Source organism: Salsuginibacillus kocurii DSM 18087 (assembly GCF_000377705.1).
Lineage (GTDB): Bacteria > Bacillota > Bacilli > Bacillales > Marinococcaceae > Salsuginibacillus > Salsuginibacillus kocurii.
Window position 1 is genome coordinate 86195 of sequence record NZ_KB898629.1, and the last position, 20833, is coordinate 107027.

Annotated in this window: 17 protein-coding genes; 14 read left to right on the forward strand and 3 right to left on the reverse strand. The window is 44.4% G+C overall.

Features of this window, described 5'->3' with window-relative positions; all coding sequences use genetic code 11:
• The first annotated feature begins 277 nt into the window (after window positions 1-277).
• A complete protein-coding gene (locus D469_RS0113885; protein ID WP_018924005.1) occupies window positions 278-1228 on the forward strand; it encodes a glycine betaine ABC transporter substrate-binding protein in 951 nt (316 codons plus the stop codon).
• Between the two features lie 451 nt (window positions 1229-1679).
• Here the strand turns inward: D469_RS0113885 and D469_RS20410 are convergent, their stop codons facing one another.
• From D469_RS20410 to D469_RS0113910, 3 genes are all read right to left on the reverse strand, one after another.
• On the reverse strand, window positions 1680-2255 hold the full coding sequence (locus D469_RS20410) for a phosphatase PAP2 family protein (RefSeq protein WP_018924007.1): 576 nt from the start codon (window positions 2253-2255) through the stop codon (window positions 1680-1682).
• 698 nt (window positions 2256-2953) lie between these two features.
• Window positions 2954-3691 (reverse strand): copper amine oxidase N-terminal domain-containing protein, encoded by a 738-nt coding sequence (locus D469_RS21275; protein ID WP_018924008.1) that lies wholly within the window; start codon window positions 3689-3691, stop codon window positions 2954-2956.
• Window positions 3692-4341: 650 nt separating this feature from the next.
• Window positions 4342-5634, reverse strand: coding sequence for a globin-coupled sensor protein (locus tag D469_RS0113910; RefSeq protein WP_018924010.1), 1293 nt, complete (start codon window positions 5632-5634; stop codon window positions 4342-4344).
• A 386-nt stretch (window positions 5635-6020) separates the two neighbouring features.
• On the opposite strand from D469_RS0113910, the gene D469_RS0113915 reads away from it, so the two are divergent.
• The 13 genes from D469_RS0113915 (at window position 6021) to D469_RS0113975 (ending at window position 20383) form a co-directional block, all read left to right on the forward strand.
• The gene (locus D469_RS0113915; protein WP_240473345.1) at window positions 6021-6854 is read left to right on the forward strand and encodes an AraC family transcriptional regulator; all 834 of its coding nucleotides are present in this window, start codon (window positions 6021-6023) and stop codon (window positions 6852-6854) included.
• Window positions 6855-7068: 214 nt separating this feature from the next.
• Window positions 7069-8220 (forward strand): Gfo/Idh/MocA family protein, encoded by a 1152-nt coding sequence (locus D469_RS0113920; protein WP_018924012.1) that lies wholly within the window; start codon window positions 7069-7071, stop codon window positions 8218-8220.
• Window positions 8221-8238: 18 nt separating this feature from the next.
• Complete coding sequence (locus D469_RS0113925; RefSeq protein ID WP_018924013.1) at window positions 8239-9420, forward strand: dihydrodipicolinate synthase family protein; 1182 nt, start codon at window positions 8239-8241, stop codon at window positions 9418-9420.
• Entirely contained in the window at window positions 9417-10238 is an 822-nt protein-coding gene (locus D469_RS0113930) for a sugar phosphate isomerase/epimerase family protein (RefSeq protein WP_018924014.1), read from the forward strand. The genes D469_RS0113925 and D469_RS0113930 overlap by 4 nt, the downstream gene beginning before the upstream one ends.
• Window positions 10239-10271: 33 nt before the next feature.
• Complete coding sequence (locus D469_RS0113935) at window positions 10272-11315, forward strand: Gfo/Idh/MocA family protein (RefSeq protein WP_018924015.1); 1044 nt, start codon at window positions 10272-10274, stop codon at window positions 11313-11315.
• 14 nt (window positions 11316-11329) lie between these two features.
• Window positions 11330-12568, forward strand: coding sequence for a Gfo/Idh/MocA family protein (locus tag D469_RS20420; RefSeq protein ID WP_018924016.1), 1239 nt, complete (start codon window positions 11330-11332; stop codon window positions 12566-12568).
• Entirely contained in the window at window positions 12565-13776 is a 1212-nt protein-coding gene (locus D469_RS0113945; RefSeq protein ID WP_018924017.1) for a cupin domain-containing protein, read from the forward strand. Before D469_RS20420 ends, D469_RS0113945 begins: the two co-directional genes overlap by 4 nt.
• A gap of 203 nt (window positions 13777-13979) precedes the next feature.
• Entirely contained in the window at window positions 13980-15002 is a 1023-nt protein-coding gene (locus D469_RS0113950) for a TRAP transporter substrate-binding protein (protein WP_018924018.1), read from the forward strand.
• A gap of 58 nt (window positions 15003-15060) precedes the next feature.
• A complete protein-coding gene (locus tag D469_RS20425) occupies window positions 15061-15567 on the forward strand; it encodes a TRAP transporter small permease (RefSeq protein WP_420834857.1) in 507 nt (168 codons plus the stop codon).
• Window positions 15567-16874, forward strand: a complete 1308-nt coding sequence (locus D469_RS0113960; protein ID WP_018924020.1) for a TRAP transporter large permease — start codon at window positions 15567-15569, stop codon at window positions 16872-16874. Before D469_RS20425 ends, D469_RS0113960 begins: the two co-directional genes overlap by 1 nt.
• Before the next feature lie 796 nt (window positions 16875-17670).
• On the forward strand, window positions 17671-18720 hold the full coding sequence (locus tag D469_RS0113965; RefSeq protein ID WP_018924021.1) for a LytTR family transcriptional regulator DNA-binding domain-containing protein: 1050 nt from the start codon (window positions 17671-17673) through the stop codon (window positions 18718-18720).
• Window positions 18721-18833: 113 nt separating this feature from the next.
• Window positions 18834-19673, forward strand: a complete 840-nt coding sequence (locus tag D469_RS0113970; RefSeq protein ID WP_018924022.1) for an ABC transporter ATP-binding protein — start codon at window positions 18834-18836, stop codon at window positions 19671-19673.
• Window positions 19670-20383 (forward strand): ABC transporter permease, encoded by a 714-nt coding sequence (locus tag D469_RS0113975; RefSeq protein ID WP_018924023.1) that lies wholly within the window; start codon window positions 19670-19672, stop codon window positions 20381-20383. Before D469_RS0113970 ends, D469_RS0113975 begins: the two co-directional genes overlap by 4 nt.
• The last annotated feature ends 450 nt before the right edge of the window (window positions 20384-20833 follow it).

Consider the following 20833-nt stretch of genomic DNA (forward strand, 5'->3'; position numbering starts at 1 on the left):
TGGCAATCCTATGCTAATCATCAGGTAGCATTATCAATGTACGTGTAGTAGAGAAATCACTATCTTTCCTTCATTGGTTAACGAGGAAGGAAGAGGCCTTGACATAGAAGGGCGGAGCGATAGTATGGAGAAGTAGAGGGTAGTTAACAATAGCTCCATTGCCAAAAATCCTCTCGTCAATCTTTGACAAGAGCAGAGAATATGTTATAGTTTTAGTTAAGGATGTTAAATTTATATTTAACAAATAGTACATTTTTAATTTTGTGGGAGGATGAACATGTTAGCTATGTATATGAAAAGAAAAGCAGTACTTCCTTTAACATTAAGCGCGTTGGTACTTGCAGCCTGCGGTGAAGCAGATGATCAAGAAGAAACGGGCGCTGACGAAAATGGCACGGAGGCTGAAACAGAAGAAGCTGAAGAAGACGGAGAGGGAGAAGCTAGTGGAAATGTAGAAGGAGAAGAGATTGAGCTTGTGTATGTTGCCTGGGAATCTGAGCTTGCTTCTACGAATGTTATCACTCAAGTACTTGAAGAATACGGGTATGACGTCGAAATGACTCAATCTGACCAGTCACCAATGTGGCAGGCAACAGCCGATGGAAGTGCAGATGGATTTGTTGCTGCATGGCTTCCATCTGATATGGCAGACGATTACGAGCGTTATGGCGACGAGGTAGTTGACCTAGGGGCTAACCTTGAAGGTGCGAAAACTGGCCTGGTAGTACCTGAATATATGGAAGATGTAAACAGCATTGAAGATGTAACGTCAGAACATTTTGATGAAATCACCGGAATTGATGCTGGTGCGGGTGTGGTAATAACAACTGAAGAAGTCATTGAAGAATACGACCTTGATGTGGAAATGACTACAAGTACAGATGCAGCCATGACAGCTGAACTTGATTCCCGCTACCAAGAAGAAGAACCTGTTATTGTTACAGGCTGGGAGCCGCACTGGAAGTTTTATGAGTATGACTTGAAATTCCTCGAAGACCCTAAAGAGGTTTATGCCGATGGGGAAGAAATCCGCACGATGGTTCGTGAAGGACTAGAAGAAGACCACCCAGAAGCCTATCAAATTCTAGATAACTTTCACTGGACACCAGACGACATGAACGAAGTCATGCTTGATATTTCTGAAGGCGGTATGGACCCAGAAGAGGCTGCCGCAGAGTGGATTGAGAACAACCGTGAGCAAGTCGACGAATGGCTCGATATTGATTAATGGTATATTAATAAGAAAACCACCGACCGAGTGTCGGTGGTTTTTTCGTGCATTATGTAGAGAACAAGGAAGGAGCGCCGTTCGATTTATCGACTACTAGCAGTGGAGGGAGAGCTTCATTGCTATTTTCAGTTGCCGATCTCAAGGCAGAAGTTCACGCAGGGACGTGTAACGGACATGAGGCACGATATTTTAGCCAAAATAGGATATTTTTAAAATTTTTAAAATAAACGGACATAAGTGCCACTAGTTGGGGGAAACAGCCGATATATGGTTCGGATGTATAAATAGAGGAACAGGTGTCTGTTAATTTGTGAAAGCCCTAGATTTTGAACAACTAACGGAACAGATGTCTGTAAGCCAGTCAGGAGTGGGGCAGCCAGCTTCTAAGAGCCTGCATGTGGGGGACACTGTCCGAAAAGGGCCCTCTGAAGTTACTATGCGGATGCAGCTATGAACTGAGCTTTTCTTCATGATGGAAGGTAGTTTTAACTAGGGTGCCTTCTTTAGCGATCCACCCTTTGCGCAAAAAGGAATGATAGACGGCATAACTGATTAAGCCTGCAATGATTACACTAGCCAATACATCGAAAGGGTAATGATGCCCTACGTAAATTCGAGAAATGCCAGTTAGAAATGCTGCTGCCAAAAAGAGCCGCCCCATGTTTTTATGCATGAACCAAACGGCAAAGGCGAGAGCAAAGGCCGCCAGAGTGTGATTGCTCGGGAAAGAAGAAGCCCCGTTATGAGTTAAAAGCAGCTCCATTTCCAGGTCGGTCATAAAAGGACGGGGACGAAAGAACAGTGTTTTGATAAGAAATCCCGCCGCCATCGAAGCGGCCACCGTAATAATTCCGATCAAGCCAGTATGTAACCACAACCTTTTTTTAATGCCAGTAACGAGCATAAAAAAGAGAGCTATTAAAAAAAAGGTAAGGGAATACTCCGTCATAAAAACCATGAAGTTATCTAAAAATGGAAAACGTCCTGCCAACCCATTAATTTCTTTAAACACAAAGGTATCCATGTCTCGTTACGCTCCTTCAGTACATTCTTTGACCAAAAGTGGGCAATTACCAGTATACAGTAGATATGTACAGATAAATTGAAGGTTTTGGCCATGCTTGTTTTTACTGAGATATATTTATAAATTGAAATAGTATTCCCAAGAATAGAGGAATGGTAAAGGTTATCACCGGAAAGGTCACTACCTCTGAGGCTTTGGATAAAGGGAATAGAAGCCCTGGCAAGCCGTCGAAGAAACACGGCATACCGCTGAGGTTATTTAACTGTCGTCAACGAAAGGGAAGAAAGCAATTAATCTCAGCGGAATGTTCGGTAGATTCATTGTCGAATTATTGCTGAAATATAAACGACTTTAGTTTACAGGGGCGGGGCAGTGCAGCGAAAAGTCGTGCGGCTTCCAAAAAAAAGCAGTTCCACCTCATGAATCTCCTGGCCGCGAGTCACCAGGAGATGACCAAAAAAAAGCGCTCAAAAGAAGAGCGGCAAATGAGTAAGAACTATTAAACTTGTCATTTAGATAAACCGGCTACCAATCCGCCGAAAAGGTTCAAAGTGCCAGGACAGGCGCGGTGTTTTTCATTTCGGTATGTGATGTCCTCCAAAGCAGTTGAGTAACTAAGCCTGCATCTTCACCGAGAGGAATGGCGGGGATTTAAAATCAAAGATGTTGTAAAAGAGATTGTATTGAATATGGAGGGTCTACCCAAAAATTCCTTGTCTAAGACGGTCTACATAGTCATAAAACTCCTGTTGTGTTAAGTCGTCATCAAACAGCCAGTGCCTTATTTTGAGAGGCTGATGCTCATAAGACCGTCCTACAATGGCCCGGTCTACCACAGGTGCCAAACCATAATCCGTGTTCACCCTGACCTCGACTAAATAAAATATTTCAGGATACAATTCTTCGACTTCAAAATAATGGTCCGGTTGATCAATTTCTTCAGCTACCAAGTCTGCAACGCGGTCGCGAGGGTCCATCGGGGAGCCGTGATACGTATCGCTTTCAATTTCCACTAAAGAAGCCTCGGGCACATAATTCACATTTACACCGAGCGCATCACCAACAACCCGTAACGGAACCATCGTACGACCGTTTATGATTTGGCTTCCGACATCCAATTTAACCGTTTCCCCATTAATGACAGCGCTGTTTTGTCCCACTGGGAGCACAATCTCCCGGCCGTCTTTTTCACCTGCAACTTGATGATTCGCACTATCCCAGGTGACACTTGCGCCTAGCGACTCAAAGATCCCACGCATCGGGACCAACGTCCGTCCATCATGGACTACAGCCGGTTCATCGTATGTCTGTGTCTCATCGTTAATAGCCACCCCAATGTGTGGTGAACTGTCCGCATCCGCAATCGTTGGCACCGCTATGATTGCTAACAGTCCTGCCGTAACCGAGCCTACGATTTTCTTCTTTAACTGCTTCACAAATTCGCCCCCCCATTGTTTTATGCACAGTAAAATTTTAACATAAAATTTTGTATATTGTTACTAAAAGACTACTGACCAACCAAAAAAACCCTGTCTTTTATAGAGAAGGACAAAGGCTTTTGGAGATCACGTTGACTCTTCATTTATGTGTAGTGAAAGCGTTACGCTTTTCATGTCCAGCTGCGGCGCCTAGAGGCTCGAGGTTTTTTCTGCCCCTGACTTCGAGGAGCAGGGTCCTCTGCGCAGGTGCTGAAAAACTTGTCGCCTCTAAGCCAGGCGCCTCCGCTTTTCTGTCTAGCTCCGGGCACCATTGGCTTGTGATCCCTTTTCCCCGCCCTGCGGCGGCAACAGCCTCCTCGGCGATGAAGAAGGGCCCTGCGCCAATGGTCAGGCGCCCTCCGCTTTTCTGTCTAGCTTCGCGGGCTAACGACTTGAGATCTCTTTCTCCCACCCTGCGGCGGCAACAGCCTCCTCGGTGGGAGAGAAGAGCTCTGCGTCGTTAAGCAAGCCCGCTCCGCTTTTCTTTGTCCAGCTGCAAGCGGCAGGGGCTCGAGGTCAAAAGTCGCGCCCTTTCAAAGCCAAAAAGCGGCTTTGGCAGCGCTCGCCTTTTGCTTGACGCCCCTGAGCGCCGCTTTCCGCTTTTCTTTCTATATATCTTTGATGGCGTGGTTTAGTTGGTCCGCTCGGTTGGATAGTTGGTCGATGGTGCCGTTTATTTCATCGATAATGGTGGAAACTTGTTTGATTTCTTGTTCTACGTTGGTGCTTCTAGAGGAGGCTGTGTTGGTTTTAGCTACGATTTCATTGAATAATTCACTTGTTTCATGTAAACCGCTCGCGCTATGTTTAACGAAGTTATCAATGTTGCTCATATGGGTAGAGACTTTTTTGATTTGTTCATTTGTTTGGTCAATCAGCCCAGTTACGCGGTCAATCGAATCTTTCGTTTGCTCTGAAAGCTTGCGGACTTCTCCGGCTACGACGGTGAAGCCTTTTCCAGCCTCGCCAGCACGGGCAGCCTCAATCGCTGCGTTTAAAGCAAGCAGGTTGGTCTGGTCGGCGATGGCTTCGACAATGCTTACGACTTCATGAATTTCTGTCGCAGCATGCTGTAAGGTGTCAATCTCAGTCATCATCGTTTCCATGTCGGTGTTTAATTGACTGACGCTTTGATTTTGTACATGTAACTTTTCTGTGCCATCTTTAGAAAGGGTGGCGATTGCTTTTGTATCCTGATTGCTTTCTTGGCTGTATGTTACAACATCGCTAGCTTTTTGATTTAATTCTTCCGTTGAAGCACTCGTTTCTTCAGAGATTGCTGCTAGTTCTTCTGAGGTTTCACTTACCTTCTTGATTAATTCCAATTTGTGTTGTTCCTGTTCGTTTCGTATTCTTTCATTTTCTTGTTCGAAGGCTTCTAACACCAGTTGTTGTTCTAAGTTAATGAGTTTTGACACGGATTCAAGCGCATCCATTGCCACGTACGGATCCTGAACGTTCGTCCGAATATGAGAAGAAATGGATAAAAGCATGTCCTGAAACGCGGATAAGTACCATTTTGGCTGCAGACCGATTCGCACATGAGTTTTAGCAATTTGTAGGCGTTTCTCCACGAAGGCAGTATCAATAACCCCATTAAACAGTTCTTGAATATGGACTGTTAGTGTTTGCTTTAGCCGTTCGGTTGAACTATGGTCATCGATAATAAATTGTAAATCTGAGTTTTTTGCTAAGTTATCATAAAATTGATCGACAACCTCCTCAATATGTTCGGTAATAATTGGCTGTAATTGTTGGATATGTGCTAAATCTGCTTTTGTTAGATGGATCATATCTAGTTGCAGTTGAAGTTCTTCATCTACATCTATGACGGCCGTTGAGCTGTCGATCGTTACTTCAGCGTTAGTCTGTTCTTGTCGTTTTTTCGTAAATAACCCCAATCCTTAACACCCCTAATGGTAACTAATAAAGTCTTTAGTTTTAGGATAAAGGAAACAGGAATGTAAAGGAAGAGGATTATACGATCTTCCCTAAAAAAGTGTAAAGGACCTACTAGTTAAATAGTGTCATTCCAAAGGTTCGGGGTAGGAGAAGTGAAGAATTTATGGGTAGTCAAGTTCCTGAAAGTGTAATATCAACATTATGTTTTTGAATTAAAATGAAATATTTTTGTTATGCGTATAATCTTTCATCAAAATAAAAAATGCTATATAATAAATATAACTTAATATGCGTAAAGGGCAAATTTTTCAAAAATTAAAACAAAAGAGTGTGCACGAAACTGTAAGTACTTATTTGGCAGGTAACCTTTTATATGGAGGGGTTAATGATGTATGCGCACAAGGCTGAAGTTAATTTGGAAGGGATCCACCTTTATGAAAGCAAGCATAAAGAAAACTATACGATTGACAACCACTATCATAAAACTCACCAGTTGCTTTATGTATTGGAAGGGGAAGGCAGCTGTAGCCTAGATGGAAAAGACTATAATTTGGAAGCAAATAATGTAGTGTTAATAGCACCGTATTGTGATCATTCCATTCATTCGAAAACAAAGATGACTAATCTAGTGTTGGAATTTAATGAAAATGCTTTGGAACAAGATGTCCGAGATGCCTTGCTTCCGAGCATATTTAACCTATCCCGTGTGTTAAAGTTAAGTATCTTTGATAGTAAGGAATTACGTCAGCTGCTTCGTAAAATGTTGTACGAACAGTCTCATGGGGATGAGCTTTATTTATTAGCAAAAAAAATATTTTTATCAGAAATATTATTTATGTTGTATCGCAGCCGTACTACTTCCAATACGAATGATACGAATTCACTACGGGCAGAATGGCTTCGAAACTATATTGATTCTCATTATTTTGAGATTGAAACCTCAGCAGACCTGGCCGCTAAAATGGGGATGAGCACTCGCTATATTGATAGTATTTTCAAAGACCATTATCAAATGACACCTATACAATATGTAACTAAGGTTCGGCTTGAATTAGTTGAAAAAATGCTTGTTGAAACAAAAAAAGATGTAGTTTCTATATGCTTTGAGGTAGGATTTGAGTCTGTATCAACTTTTTACAGAGTATTTAAAAAGCATACAGGTCTCCCACCAAGTCGATATCGTATGAAACATCAGGTTTTAAACCCTCACCCTCTATAATCAAAAAATGCGCGGAAAAGGTTGAGTCCTTTTCCGCTTTTTTGATAACTCTATTTCGTTCTTTTTTTACAAAAGTAGAGCGTATGTTGCTAAATTACAATGCTATCATGATTTATTTCTAATTTTGAGAGCGTGTTGCAATATTTAATAAGACAGTGTGGCTGTTCAGCTTTACGATATAAGTGCATCACAAACTTGGAAGGAGATATCGTAAATGGCTGAAATAAAGATAGGCATAATCATGAATGGCGTAACTGGACGGATGGGCACGAATCAACACTTTAAACGTTCAATGGTGGCGATTATTGAACAAGGTGGCGTGGACTTAGGAGATGGAGATGTCCTTATGCCTGACCCCATTTTGGTAGGGCGCAACGCTGATAAGCTTAAAAACCTGGCGGAAACGCATAACATCGAACGCTGGACGACAGATTTGGAAAGCGCTTTAGATGATCCATATAACCAGATTTATTTTGATTCCCAGACGACAACACGACGGGCAGAAGGTATCAAACGGGCGATTGAAAAAGGTAAGCACATTTATTGTGAAAAACCGACCGCAACCACGATGGAAGAGTCGCTGGAACTTGCCCGCAAAGCAAAAGAAGCAGGAGTTAAAAATGGCGTCGTGCAGGACAAATTGTTTCTTCCCGGCTTAATGAAATTAAAGCGGGTGATTGATTCAGGCTTTTTTGGAGATATTTTATCGGTCCGCATGGAATTTGGCTACTGGGTATTTGAAGGAGATTGGCAGGAAGGGCAGCGTCCGTCTTGGAACTACCGAAAAGAAGACGGTGGCGGCATTATCGTTGACATGTTCCCGCACTGGAGGTATGTGCTTGACGGGTTGTTCGGCGATGTTCGCTCAATGACGTGCCACGGCGAAACCCATATCAAAGAACGGGTGGATGAAAAAGGAAAGCCGTACAAAGCAACGGCCGACGATGCGGCTTACGCGACTTTAGTGCTCGATGGCGGGATTGTCGTGCAAGCGAATTCCTCCTGGGCGGTACGGGTCAACCGCGACGATTTGCTTACGATCCAAGTAGACGGCACGGAAGGCAGTGCGGTGGCAGGATTGCGTGACTGCAAGGTGCAGCACCGCGTGACTACGCCGAAGCCTGTCTGGAATCCGGATATTGAAAATCCATTTGATTTTGAAGACCAATGGGAAGATGTGCCGAATAATCAGTTGTTTGACAACGGCTTTAAAGTGCAGTGGGAACAATTCCTTAAGCATGTGCACCGCGGAGACGAGTTCCCATGGGATCTGTTAGAAGGGGCGAAAGGAACTCAACTATCTGACCTTGCCCTGCAGTCCTGGGATGAAAGACGCTGGGTCGATGTGCCGGAATTAAAATTGTAAGAGAAAGGATGGTAGACGATGGTTGATTCTATAATTTTGCCAGAAGAAGGCGGCACTTTAAAAACGTATACGTTAAGCAGTGCTTCTCCTGTAAAAGCAGAGAAAATAACTACCTTTCAAACACGCACAGCTTATTCGGCCGCTCATGTGGTAGCCGACCCGTTTGCTAAAACCGACCCTGTGGGCGCCGGAGTTATCGACTGGGAACAGACCTTATCCTACCGCCATTATCTCTGGTCGATGGGACTCGGCGTAGCCGAAGCGATGGATACCGCCCAGCGCGGAATGGGGTTGGCGTGGGAACAGGCGCAAGAGCTCATTACCCGCTCTGTGCGTGAAGCCAACTTGGTAGGAGGCAGAATTGCGTGCGGGGTAGGGACTGACCAATTGGCACCGGGACCTGATGTGGGCTTGGATGATGTCATCAAAGCGTATGAAGAACAGTGTGAACAGGTGGAAAAAGAAGGCGGGCAGCTGATTATCATGGCCAGCCGCGCCCTGGCGCGTGCTGCTTCTTCCCCGACCGACTACGAATATGTCTACCGCCGTATTTTACAGCAAGTCAAAGAGCCGGTGATTCTTCATTGGCTTGGGGATATGTTCGATCCCAATTTAAAAGGCTACTGGGGACATGAAGACCTTGATCAAGCGATGGATGTCTGCCTGCGTATCATTCGAGAAAACGAAGCAAAGGTAGACGGGATTAAAATTTCTTTACTAGACAAAAACAAAGAAATTACGATGCGCCGCTTACTTCCCTCTCATGTCAACATGTACACAGGCGACGATTTTAATTATCCAGAATTGATTCACGGAGATGAAAAAGGCTACAGTGACGCTTTATTAGGTATATTTGATGCCATCGCCCCTGCCGCTTCAGCAGCTATACAGGCATTGGATAACGGAGATGTCAAGCGGTTTCATCAAATTTTGGACCCAACCGTTCCGCTTGCCCGCCACATTTTTGAAAAGCCGACTTATTTCTATAAAACGGGCGTCGTTTTCATGGCTTACTTGAACGGCCACCAAGACCATTTCAAGATGATTGGCGGCGCCGAAAGCGGGCGTCCCCTTATCCACCTGTCAGACCTCTTTCAAATGGCAGACCAGGCCGGGCTCCTGCTGGACCGCGACCTGGCGGTTGAGCGGATGAGCGACGTTCTGCGTCTAGCCGGGGTGAAACAGGGGGTGCAGGTATGAGCGGTCAATTGGAGCTGAATCGTTTAAGTTTAAATCAAATCACTACCGAACAATGGAACTTGGAAGAAGCGATCGAAGGCTGTGTGCGCCACGAGGTTCCTTCCATCTCTGTGTGGCGCCATAAATTACAAGAATTCGGACTGAAAGAGACAAAATCGATGATTCAGTCAGCCGGCCTGCATGTGTCGAGTTTGTGCCGGGGCGGGATGTTCCCGGCTCTCCATCAGGCAGAACGAAAGGAACGAATCGAAGAAAACAAACGGGCGATTGAAGAAGCTGCTGAGCTAAACGCTGATGTGCTCGTTTTAGTGTGCGGCCCGGCGCCCGACAAAGATATTGCGCAGGGAAGAAACTGGGTGAAAGAAGGGATCGAGGAAATCCTCCCTTATGCTGAAGAGCACGGCGTGAAACTGGGCATTGAGCCGCTTCACCCGATGTATGCGGCGGACCGGTCTGTAATTACCAGCATGGAAGAAGCGAACAGCTTAATAGAGACGTTGCAACATCCGGCGCTTGGAGTCGTGGCTGATGTCTTTCATATCTGGTGGGATCCTTTGGTATATCAGCAAATCGAACGCGCCTCAGGAAAGATTTTAGGTTTCCATGTTTCAGACTGGTCCGTTCCTCTCCCCGACGTATTTAAAGCCCGCACGATGATGGGCGATGGCGTGATTGAACTGAAAAAACTGCGCCAGGCCGTGGAACAGGCCGGTTATCACGGGCCGATCGAAGTAGAGATCATTAATCAGGCGATTTGGGACAGCAATCCTGATGAAGTGATGCAGACGCTGAAAGAACGTTTTATTCAATACTGTTAAGAACACTTGAGTTATCGAAAAGGAGTAATATGCATGACGCTAAAAACCGATGCTCCGTTTTTAATTGGCGTAATTGGGCTTGAGCATGGCCATATTTATGCGATGTGTGAAGGATTGGAGCAAGCTGGAGCGCGCATTGTAAAAGTGTTTGACCAGGACCCGGAAAAGGTGAAGGCGTTTACGGCCAAATTTAAGCACGCTAAAGCCGTAACGAGCGAAGAGGAGATCTATCAGGACGGGAGCATTCGCATGGTCTCTTCCGCGGCGATTCCGTCTGAACGCGCAGGGGTCGGACTGACAGCCATGGCTAACGAAAAGCATTTCTTCTCTGCGAAAGCCCCTTTTACAACACGTGCTCAATTGGAAGAGGCGAAGAAAAAAACAGCAGCGACCAATCTGATTTGGGCAGTGTTTTACAGCGAACGCCTGCTGGAAGAAAGTGCGATCTATGCTTCCTCTTTAATTGAAAAGGGCGAGATTGGCGAAGTGGTGCAGGTCATGGGCACGGGACCCCACCGGGTCAATGCTCCCACCCGTCCGGACTGGTTTTTTAAGAAAGAACAATATGGCGGTATCCTTTGTGATATCGGGAGCCACCAAATCGAACAATTTCTTCACTTTACCGACTCCACCGCTGCAGAAGTCCTGCACAGCAAGGTGGGCAATTACGCTCATCCTGACTTCCCGGAGCTGGAAGACTTCGGAGACGCCACCTTAGTCAGTGAAAAGGGAGCCACCCACTATTTCCGCGTCGACTGGCTGACGCCTGACGGCTTGTCTACATGGGGGGATGCACGCACCATTATCCTCGGCACGAGCGGCTATATCGAGCTACGCAAAAATGTAGACGTGGCAAGAAATGAAGCAGGGGACCATCTGTATTTGGTGAATCAATCAGGCGAGCATTACATCAATGCCGAAGGAAAGACCGGCTACCCTTATTTTTCTGCCCTTTTATATGACTGTGAATATGGGACTGAAACGGCGATGAGCCAGGAGCACGCATTTAAAGCTGCTGAGCTTTCACTTATTGCCCAGGAGCAGGCAAAGGAACTGAAAGCAAACGTTAGAGGGTGAAAGGAGCGAACCGTATGCAACAAGAGGTGTCTGTGCTGTTAATTGGAATTAAAGGCTACGGCCAGCTGTTTCTCGAGGAGCTGCTGGATAAGGATCTACCAGCCTCCATTGCGGGGCTGGTAGACTCCCGGCCCCACCTGAGCCCGCATTACGATCGGTTAGTGAAAATGGGAGTGCCGATGTATAAATCGATCGAAGAATTTTTTGCTAGTCATACGGCAGACTTGACGATCATTTCAACGCCGATCCATGTGCACACCAAGCAAACCATCACAGCCTTAGAACACGGAAGCAACGTGTTGTGCGAAAAGCCAATCTGTACGACAGAAGAAGACGCCCGGCGCATTATTAAAGCGAGAGACAAAAGCGGAAGGTTTGTCGCGATCGGATTTAACTGGTCATTTTCCACTCCGGTCCAGCAATTGAAAAAGGATATGATGAATGGACTATTCGGTACTCCAAAGCGTTTGAAAAGTTTAATTTTATGGCCAAGACCCCACGAGTACTACAACCGCAGCCCCTGGGCGGGAGAAGTGTTCAGCGCGGAAGGGGATTATATTCTCGACAGCGTCGCTAATAATGCCACTTCCCACTTCTTGCACAATATGCTTTACGTATTAGGGGCGGAGGAAGACAAAAGTGCTGAAATAAAGGAGCTTACTTCCGAACTTTACCGGGCGAATGACATCAAAACCTTTGATACCTGTGCCGCGCGTATTGAAACCAGCGCAGGGACCGGGCTATATTTTTATGCTTCGCATGCGGTCGAAGAAGAGGAAGGTCCGGTATTTGAATTTGAATGCGAGAAGGCGACTATTTATTATTCGGCTGAAAAAGCAGACGAAGGCATCCGTGCTGTTTTTCATGACGGCATAGTAAAGAGCTACGGAGATCCAGAAGCAGAACATATGAAAAAAGTAGAAGTAGCCGTGAAAGCGGTGGCTGACGGCCATCAAAATATTCTTTGCGGACCGGAAGCTTCGCTTGCCCAAATGCGTTCTATCCATGCCATGCATGCTTCGACGCCTGACGTGCAAACGTTTTCGCAAGTGAAAACTGCAGGCGAGCCGACGCTTACATCCGTACCCGGGCTTGAAGAAGAACTACGCGCGTGCTACAGCCGCTGTGAACTTCCTTCGGACAGAGAAGCGACTTGGAGCAAAAAAGGCAAGGCGGTCCCTGTGCCTGTTGACGAAAAAGAATGGAAAGAAGCAGTCGCTAAAGCAAAAAAGCAAGAGGGGCGATTTTCATGATGAATGAGCAACAACTAAAGATGCTTAACGAAGAAGTAGAGCGGACGGAAGGAATACTACGGCTGGCTCCGACCTGGGTACCAAGAGCTTTTATGGTGCCTGGGCGTCGCTTGAAGCTTCATCCCGATGATTTGTATGCATTCGGCAAAGAACGTGGAGGAATCAATGAACGCTGGTTTGCTTCGACCACCCCTGCCGATAACGGGCCGGACGCTGAAGCAGACGAAGGATTGAGCTACATAGCCATCCCCGACGGCGACAACTATCAGTACGCGCTTTTTAAAGACGCCATTGCTTCTTTGGGGGAAAAGTGGCTCGGAAAAGAAGTCATGGACAAGCATGGAGGCTGGACCGTATTAACGAAGTTTTTTGACAATAAAGGACCGATCCCTTTTCATATCCATCAACGAGAGCAGCATGCAAAGGATGTTAATAAAAAAGGAAAATCAGAAGCCTACTATTTCCCGCCTGCTTACAATCAAATCGAGCAGACCTTTCCGTATACGTTTTTTGGCTTGGACCCTTCGACCACAAAAGAGGACATAAAGACGTGTCTACAAGCATGGGAAAAAGGAGACAACCAGATTTTGGCCCACTCTCATGCCTATCGGCTGGAACCCGGAACCGGCTGGGACGTTCCGGCAGGCATTTTGCATGCCCCGGGTTCACTGGTAACGTACGAGCTGCAAAACAATGAAGATATTTTCGGAATGTATCAATCAGTAGTAGAAGACCGCCCGGTGCCAAGGGACCTGCTCGTAAAAGATGTACCCGTGGACAAAGCGTATGACTTCGATTATTTAATCGATATCATTGATTGGGAAGCGAACACGAACCCTTCCTTTAAAAAAGATCATTTCAGGCCCCCTGTACCGGTTCAATCCGAAACGGAGCACAGCCAAGCCTCACAGGGAGAAGAGGCCTGGGTTGTCTATGGAACGTCAAACTATTCGGCCAAACAAGTCACTGTCTATCCTCAATCGACTTATACCCTTTATGAGAACGAAGCCTTTGGGTTTATCTCAATGCAGGGAAGAGGCTTTATCGGCAAACAGCGAGTTGAGACGCCGATAATGCTCAGGTTTGGCGATATGAGCGCGGATGAAGGCTTTGTCATAAAAAATCGGGCGAAGCTGGGAGTCGAGCTTTATAATGACAGCATGGTCGAACCGTTAGTGTTGTTGCTTCATTTTGGACCTGACGCTTAAATGTATAAACAATTTCAGAACACTCGTCAGATGACTTCTTTCCAATTATGAGAGTTTCATTCTAAAACTAACAAGACGAGACTTTCGCTAAGCTGTATTCTATACTCATAGTCTTTAGATTGTTTGTTTTGTAATCGCTTACGGAAATGGACGTTGTCTTTCTAACCCTAATGGTAAAACGTGTGAAGAGAAAGGAGATAAAAATGAAAAAACAGCTAGTAAAAACAACAGGCTTGTTAAGTATAGTAGCTCTTATTACTGCTTGTGCTCAAGAAGCTAATGTGGCTATGAATACAAGTGAGGGTTCGTCCGATCAAAAAACAATATCAATGGCTCATATCCATGGGGAAGCAGACACCGTCTATGGAAGTATTGAACTATTAAACGAGGGAATTGAAGAGAAAACAGATGGCCAAATAAAAGTGGAAAATTACGGTGAGTCGGTGCTCGGGGATGAAAGGGAACTGCTAGAATTAATGCAAAATGGTGTCGTTGATATGGTGAAAGTGAGCGGGGCGGTCATGGAAAACTTCTCTCATGAGTTTTCTGCTTTTAGTTTGCCGTATGTCTTTGAAGATGAGGATCACTTTTTTGAGGTGATGGATTCGGATTATGTTGATGAACTCTATGCTGGCTTAGAAGACGTTGGGATGCGAGGGATCACTTATTATGATGCTGGAGCGCGTAGTTTTTATACCGTTGATACACCAATTAAACATCCTGATGACATCAATGGACTGAAAATTCGGTCAATGAACAGCGCTACTCAAATAGGAACAATGGAAGCTCTCGGTGCTTCTCCAACTCCCCTTCCTGCTCCTGAAGTATATACAGGGATGCAGCAAGGGATGATAGACGGGGCTGAAAGCAACCCAGCTCCGATGACTGAAGCGAACCACGGAGAAGTGGCAAAGCATTATTCCTTTAACGAACACACGCGAGTTCCTGACTTTGTAGTGATGAGTGCAGATACATGGGACAACCTATCAGCAGAGGAACAAGATATCGTCATGGAAGCTGCCCAAGAATCAACGGAGGCACATAATGAGGCATGGAGTGAGGAAATGGAGGCTAACGTTGAACAAGCGAAAGAAGAGTTGAATGTTGAATTCCACTATCCAGAGCTGGAGCCTTTCCGCGAAGAAGTTGAGCCATTGATTGAAGAGTATAGGGAAGATCCTGAAGTTGCTGAAATTTTAGATGAATTCGAACGAATGGCGCCATAACAAGAATGGGAGGTAGTTGTAAGCTCACACGACCATACGATAAATGTGATATAGGAGGGTGAATGTTTTGAAAGCGCTTAAAAAGTGGATGGATCGAATCTTATTAACTGTTAGTTACCCCTTGCTTGTCATTTTAATTATAGGAGCGCTTTGGCAGGTGTTTACTCGTTACGTTTTGGATAATCCAAGCATATTTACAGAAGAGTTAATGACGTTTTTGTTGATTTGGATCTCTTTATTAGGGGCGACATACGCATTTGGAACCAATCAACATTTATCATTAACCTTTATTAAAGATCGGTTAACAGGTAGAAAGAAGAAATGGATCTATACGTTTAATCATACCTTGATTATGCTTTTCTCATTTGTTGTGTTGTTGTGGGGAGGTATAAGTCTAGTTATTTCTTCATTAACTCAAAACTCTCCAATTATGAGTGTCCCGATGGGGTATGTGTATCTTATTTTCCCACTTTCAGGGGTGTTAATTATCCTATATCAACTCATGCACTTAGTAGATTTGAAAGATTTAGACACAGAAACTGACATTGAAGGGAGCGAGACATAATGGAGATTACCACGTTGGCTAGTATCATTTTATTTGTCTTGTTCTTTTTCTTTTTATTTTTAGGAGTACCTATTTCAATCAGTCTTGCAACCGCTTCATTTGCTGCGATTGTTTTGTTTCTTCCACCAGGACCAGCTTTATTTGCGGCAACCCAGCAAATTGTGACCGGAATTGACGATTATATATTGCTTGCTGTCATCTTTTTCATGTTAGCAGGAAGCATTATGAATAATGGCGGCATTGCTTTACGATTAGTGAATTTAGCTAAATTAATTGGAGGAAGAATGACAGGTTCACTGGCTCACACAAACGTGTTGGGGAACATGCTCTTTGGCTCCATTTCTGGTTCAGCAATTGCTTCTGCTGCCACGATGGGTAGAACAATGAGTCCGATCCAAAAAAAAGAAGGGTATGATCCAGGCTATTCGGCCGCAGTTAATATTTCCTCTGCCCCAATGGGCCTCATTATTCCTCCTAGCGGCATGCCCATTCTCTTTTCTCTGCTAAGTGGAGGGACTTCGATTGGGGCACTCTTTTTAGCTGGTTACCTACCTGGTATTTTAATGGCTGTAGCAGTAATGATGATGGCTTATATCCTTGCCAAACGAGCCAATTACCCAGTTTCAGAAAAGTTTAAGTTGAATGAAGCCATGCGTGTAATTTGGCAAGCTGGACCAAGTTTACTTCTGATTATTATTGTAGTAGGTGGAATTGCAGGAGGGATTTTTACAGCGACAGAAGCCTCTGCTGTAGCCGTTTTGTACTCACTTGGACTATGTTTAATCTATAGAAGTTTATCGTGGTCAGACGCTCCAAAAATATTAAAAGAGACCTTTGTATTCACGGGAATAATTATGTTTTTGGTAGGCGCTTCTGCCATTATGTCATGGGTCCTCTCCTATGCTGGTATCCCACAAGCATTTGCAAATACGCTGCTTGCTATCTCTGATAATTATTTTGTTTTAATATTAGCCATGGTTGTCATTTTATTGGTGATCGGAACCTTTATGGATGTGGCTCCAGCTTTGCTTGTGTTCACACCTATTTTATTGCCGGTAGCTACAGAAATGGGGATGGACCCTGTTCATTTTGGCTTAATGATGATGATGGCATTAGCGATTGGGGTAACAACGCCACCGGTAGGGACCGTGTTATTTATTGGCAGCAGTGTTTCAAAGGTTAGTATTGAGCGCATCATACCACCGCTATTGAAATTCTATACACCGCTTGTGGCGGTTTTGCTATTGGTAGCTTATATTCCATCTATCAGTCTGTGGCTCCCTGGAGTATTTGGTGTGTTGGAATAAAAGAGGAGTCGATAAGGCAAGGTTTGCTTGAAGAGGATGGGAGAAAAGTTTAGAAGACGGTTTAAAAACGGAACAATAACGGAGTAAAGTCAAAATGATAAGACCCCTGCAGGCCAGCATGAGCTGAAACCTAAACCGAACGAGAGGGAGTTTTAGGAAGTTGAAGCCGTGCCTGCGGAAAGCGAAGCACGTCGACCATGCACATTACCATATTACTAAACCCGTACTATGATTAACGTTTTTAAAATCATAGTACGGGTTTTACTTATTTTAAAAGGTTATGTACCAGCCCCTTTTTTGGTTTTACTAGCTTATCCCGAATTCATATAGCCAACACCGTAGTACTAGGGTATGGTAAACGTAACAATAATTTACTTAAAAAGGACAGGTTCATGTCTGCTATTCATCCATATATAATATATGCAGGGCAAGCAGATGACTGAAGAAGCGATAAAGGTTTATACTTCTATGTTTGACCGGAAGTAGGGCCGGAGTAGTTTTTAACATCAATAGACAGCCCTTTATGTGTACAGATCGTGTTATTTTACAAAGCCTCAGTTCAGGCGAACGAATTCTTTCTTGGTGCTTTATACGATGAAGAAGAAACCGACCAAGCTTATAGATGCCTGTCAAGCGACGACATATTGCTTTCTTTAAGTACCTATCCATGAAGTGAAGAGAAAAAGGTGCTTGAGAGTTGGTCCTTTTTGCGGGGACCTCGAAGCTGGGCTTAAGCTCGACCAGGATGTAAATGATGATATAGCAGTTTAATACGGGTTAGAAAGAAGGATGAAGAATGGCTACTCTGCATATTAAGCAGATTGAGAAGCACATGGGAAATAAACGTATTTTTCCTTCGTTTGATTTTGAATTACGAGCAGGTGAAATGGCTTCTGTGTATGCAGCGAGCGATATTCGCACCATGTTAATGAAGGTTTTAGCCGGGGATGCAGCTGTATCAAACGGTTCTATTCACGTAGGTGATATTCCGGTCACGCTTGGGGGGGAAGAGCACCTTACAGAGTTGGGTCTCTTGTTTTTAACTGAAGGTCACTATGGGCGCTTGCGCGTAAAAGATCATCTTTTATTTTATAAGCGGTTGTATCAGGCCGATCTTTCCGTTGATGAGGTATTGGAACGCCTGCAGCTAGTACCGGAAAAGCATAGTCAGGTTCAGCACTTATCATCGTCTGAGCAGCGCAGGGTGCAGTTGGCGCGTTATTTTTTTCAAAATCCGGAAGTGCTAGTGATCGAAGAGCCCTTTCAAAATATGGACATGGAAACAAAGCGTATCTTTATGAACGTTTTTAAAGTCTTACAGGAAGAAGGAAAATCAATCTTGGTGCTTACGGAAAACCTCGAAAGTGCAATTACTCTATCTGAGAAGGTCTATCGGTTAGATGAGCAAGGTTTAAGTTTGGTGCAGATGGAAGAAGACAGGGAGCATCACACCGAAGAGGACGAGGAAGAAATGAATACAGAACCTGTTGAAACAACCGAACCCATTCCTTTTAATAAACTTCCGACCAAAGTTCAAGATAAGCTTATTTTATTTGACCCGCCTGAAGTGGATTATATTGAAAGTCAAGATGGGCAATCTCATTTATACGTTAGAGGGGAAGCTTTTCCTTGTGCATTTACATTAAATGAACTAGAAGAGAAATTACATAGTTATGGGTTTTATCGCTGCCACCGTTCATATATTGTAAACTTGCAAAAAGTTCGTGAAATCATTACCTGGACACGGAATAGTTTTAGCTTGCGGTTAAATGATACCGACAAGTCTGAAATTCCACTTTCAAAAGCAAAAATGGCTGATCTACGTGAAATGATGGGGCTCAAATAATCTCCATTCACCTCAAAATGAACTCCATTCAGCCAAAACATAAGGCAGTCTCCGTGTTTTTCACTTACGCTAGAAGCGTACATTGAAAAACGAAGCAGGGAGGCTGCAACGAATTGATACAAATTGAACAGGTGTCAAAATGGTTTGGAAATGAGAAGGCGCTGGGGCCCTTACAGTTAGAAATAGAGTTTGGAGAAATATTTGGCTTTTTAGGACCAAGTGGAGCAGGCAAAACGACCACCATTAAACTACTTACCGGCCAATTGCTGCCAACAGAAGGAAAGGCATATGTATTTAATCAGCCCGTCCATGAAATAAGAAAACAAAAATACCGTAAAAAGATGGGCATTATGACAGACAACAGTGGACTTTATCAACGACTATCTATTTATGATAATTTGAAACTGTATTGTGATTTATACAGTGTGAATACTCGTCGTATAAAAGACGTACTAGAAATGGTGAATTTGCAAGATAATGAAAAAAAGCTTGTATCAACGTTGTCCAAAGGGATGTTGCAGCGGGTAGCCTTAGCCCGGGCATTCTTGCATGAACCGTCTCTTCTGTTTTTGGATGAGCCGACTGCAGCGCTTGATCCCGTGAATTCCCACCACATTCATGAAGGCTTGCGACGTTTAAAGAAGCAAGGTGTTACCATTTTTTTAACGACGCATGACATGAATGAAGCGGAAGAGCTTTGTGACCGAGTTGCTTTTTTATCTGAAGGAGAAGTGAAGCTGCTTGGCACACCAAAACAGCTACGGCGGCAGTTTTCTGACGCCACAATAACCGTGGAATTAACCGATGGCAATACACTCACCTTGCAGCAGTATAGTGAAGGGGCAAGTCAGCTGTATGAATTAATGCTGCAAAAAAAAGTGGTATCTATCCACACCAATGAACCAAATTTGGGCGATATCTTTAGAGATGTAACGGGGAGGACGTTGGTATGAGCTTTTCAATAAATCGAGTGTACGCGATTTTCCAAAAAGATGTGAAAGAGTTAGCCAAGAATTTAATGGTCTTATCTACTATTATTATGCCGCTCTTCTTCGCGCTATTGTTTGGCCGTGAGGACCCTGTTGTTCTTGAAATTCATTACCTGATCATTAATCTGACACTTGTTAGTGTGGCCGCATTTGTTCAATGTGCAATTATCGCTGAAGAAAAGGAAAAAAATACATTGCGCGGCTTAATGATGTCGCCTGCAAGTGTCGTAGAGATATTGACCGGCAAAAGTTTGGTAAGCATTATTCTTACTGGTGTCACGTTTTGGGTTTGTATAAACATTACCGGCTACCAGCCTGAAAACTGGGGCGTTATCAGTACCGCGTTAATCATCTCTTTAATATTTTATTTGGCCTTAGGGACGTTGTTAGGACTTGTGACACGCACGCTCATGGAGGCTTCTGTGGTGATTGTTCCGTTTATCTTAGTATTTGGTATGGGGGTGCTCTTTACTGAATTGATGGGTGACCTCGCGTTACTGGAAATTCTGGAGTACCTGCCTAATATTCAACTCGAACAACTGGCTGCTACAGTGGAGAATGGAGGCGGATTCGCCGAAGTCGGCAGTGAACTGGCCATTATCTCGGGCTGGACGCTAATCACGTTGGTGGCTGTCCAGGTTGTCTATCAAAAGCGAAAAGTAGACGGAATGTAGAGAGAAAACAAGCGGAAGCGTCATCAAAACGTTAGTAAAACGATGAAAAGTTCCCTGCAAGCAAATGGATAGACTTCAACGAATATAGTGAATAGGTGTTGCTTATAAGTAGGTTGACTCGTTGACTGCAAAAAAGAAGACTCAGTGACAGCCAACGTTGGGGCAGGGAAAGCGGTGTCATGCCTCTTCCGTGGAGAAAGTGAAAACTCTCGCGACACCTATGGCCTGCCCCCTTCGTTTGTTTTCTTTTTACGGCAGATGGATAAGATGTAGTCCTCAAGAGCTCTAAGTTGTTGCCCCCTGTACTAAAACGTTTTGCATTTTTCATCCTGTCACTATGAGTATTCAAACCATGGGGGTTCTGCTCCTACATCAAAGACATCTGTACCATTTTATAGTTAGTAAAGCAATTTGGTTGATTGGTGTGAGCGCATTTGCTCATGTTCTTAA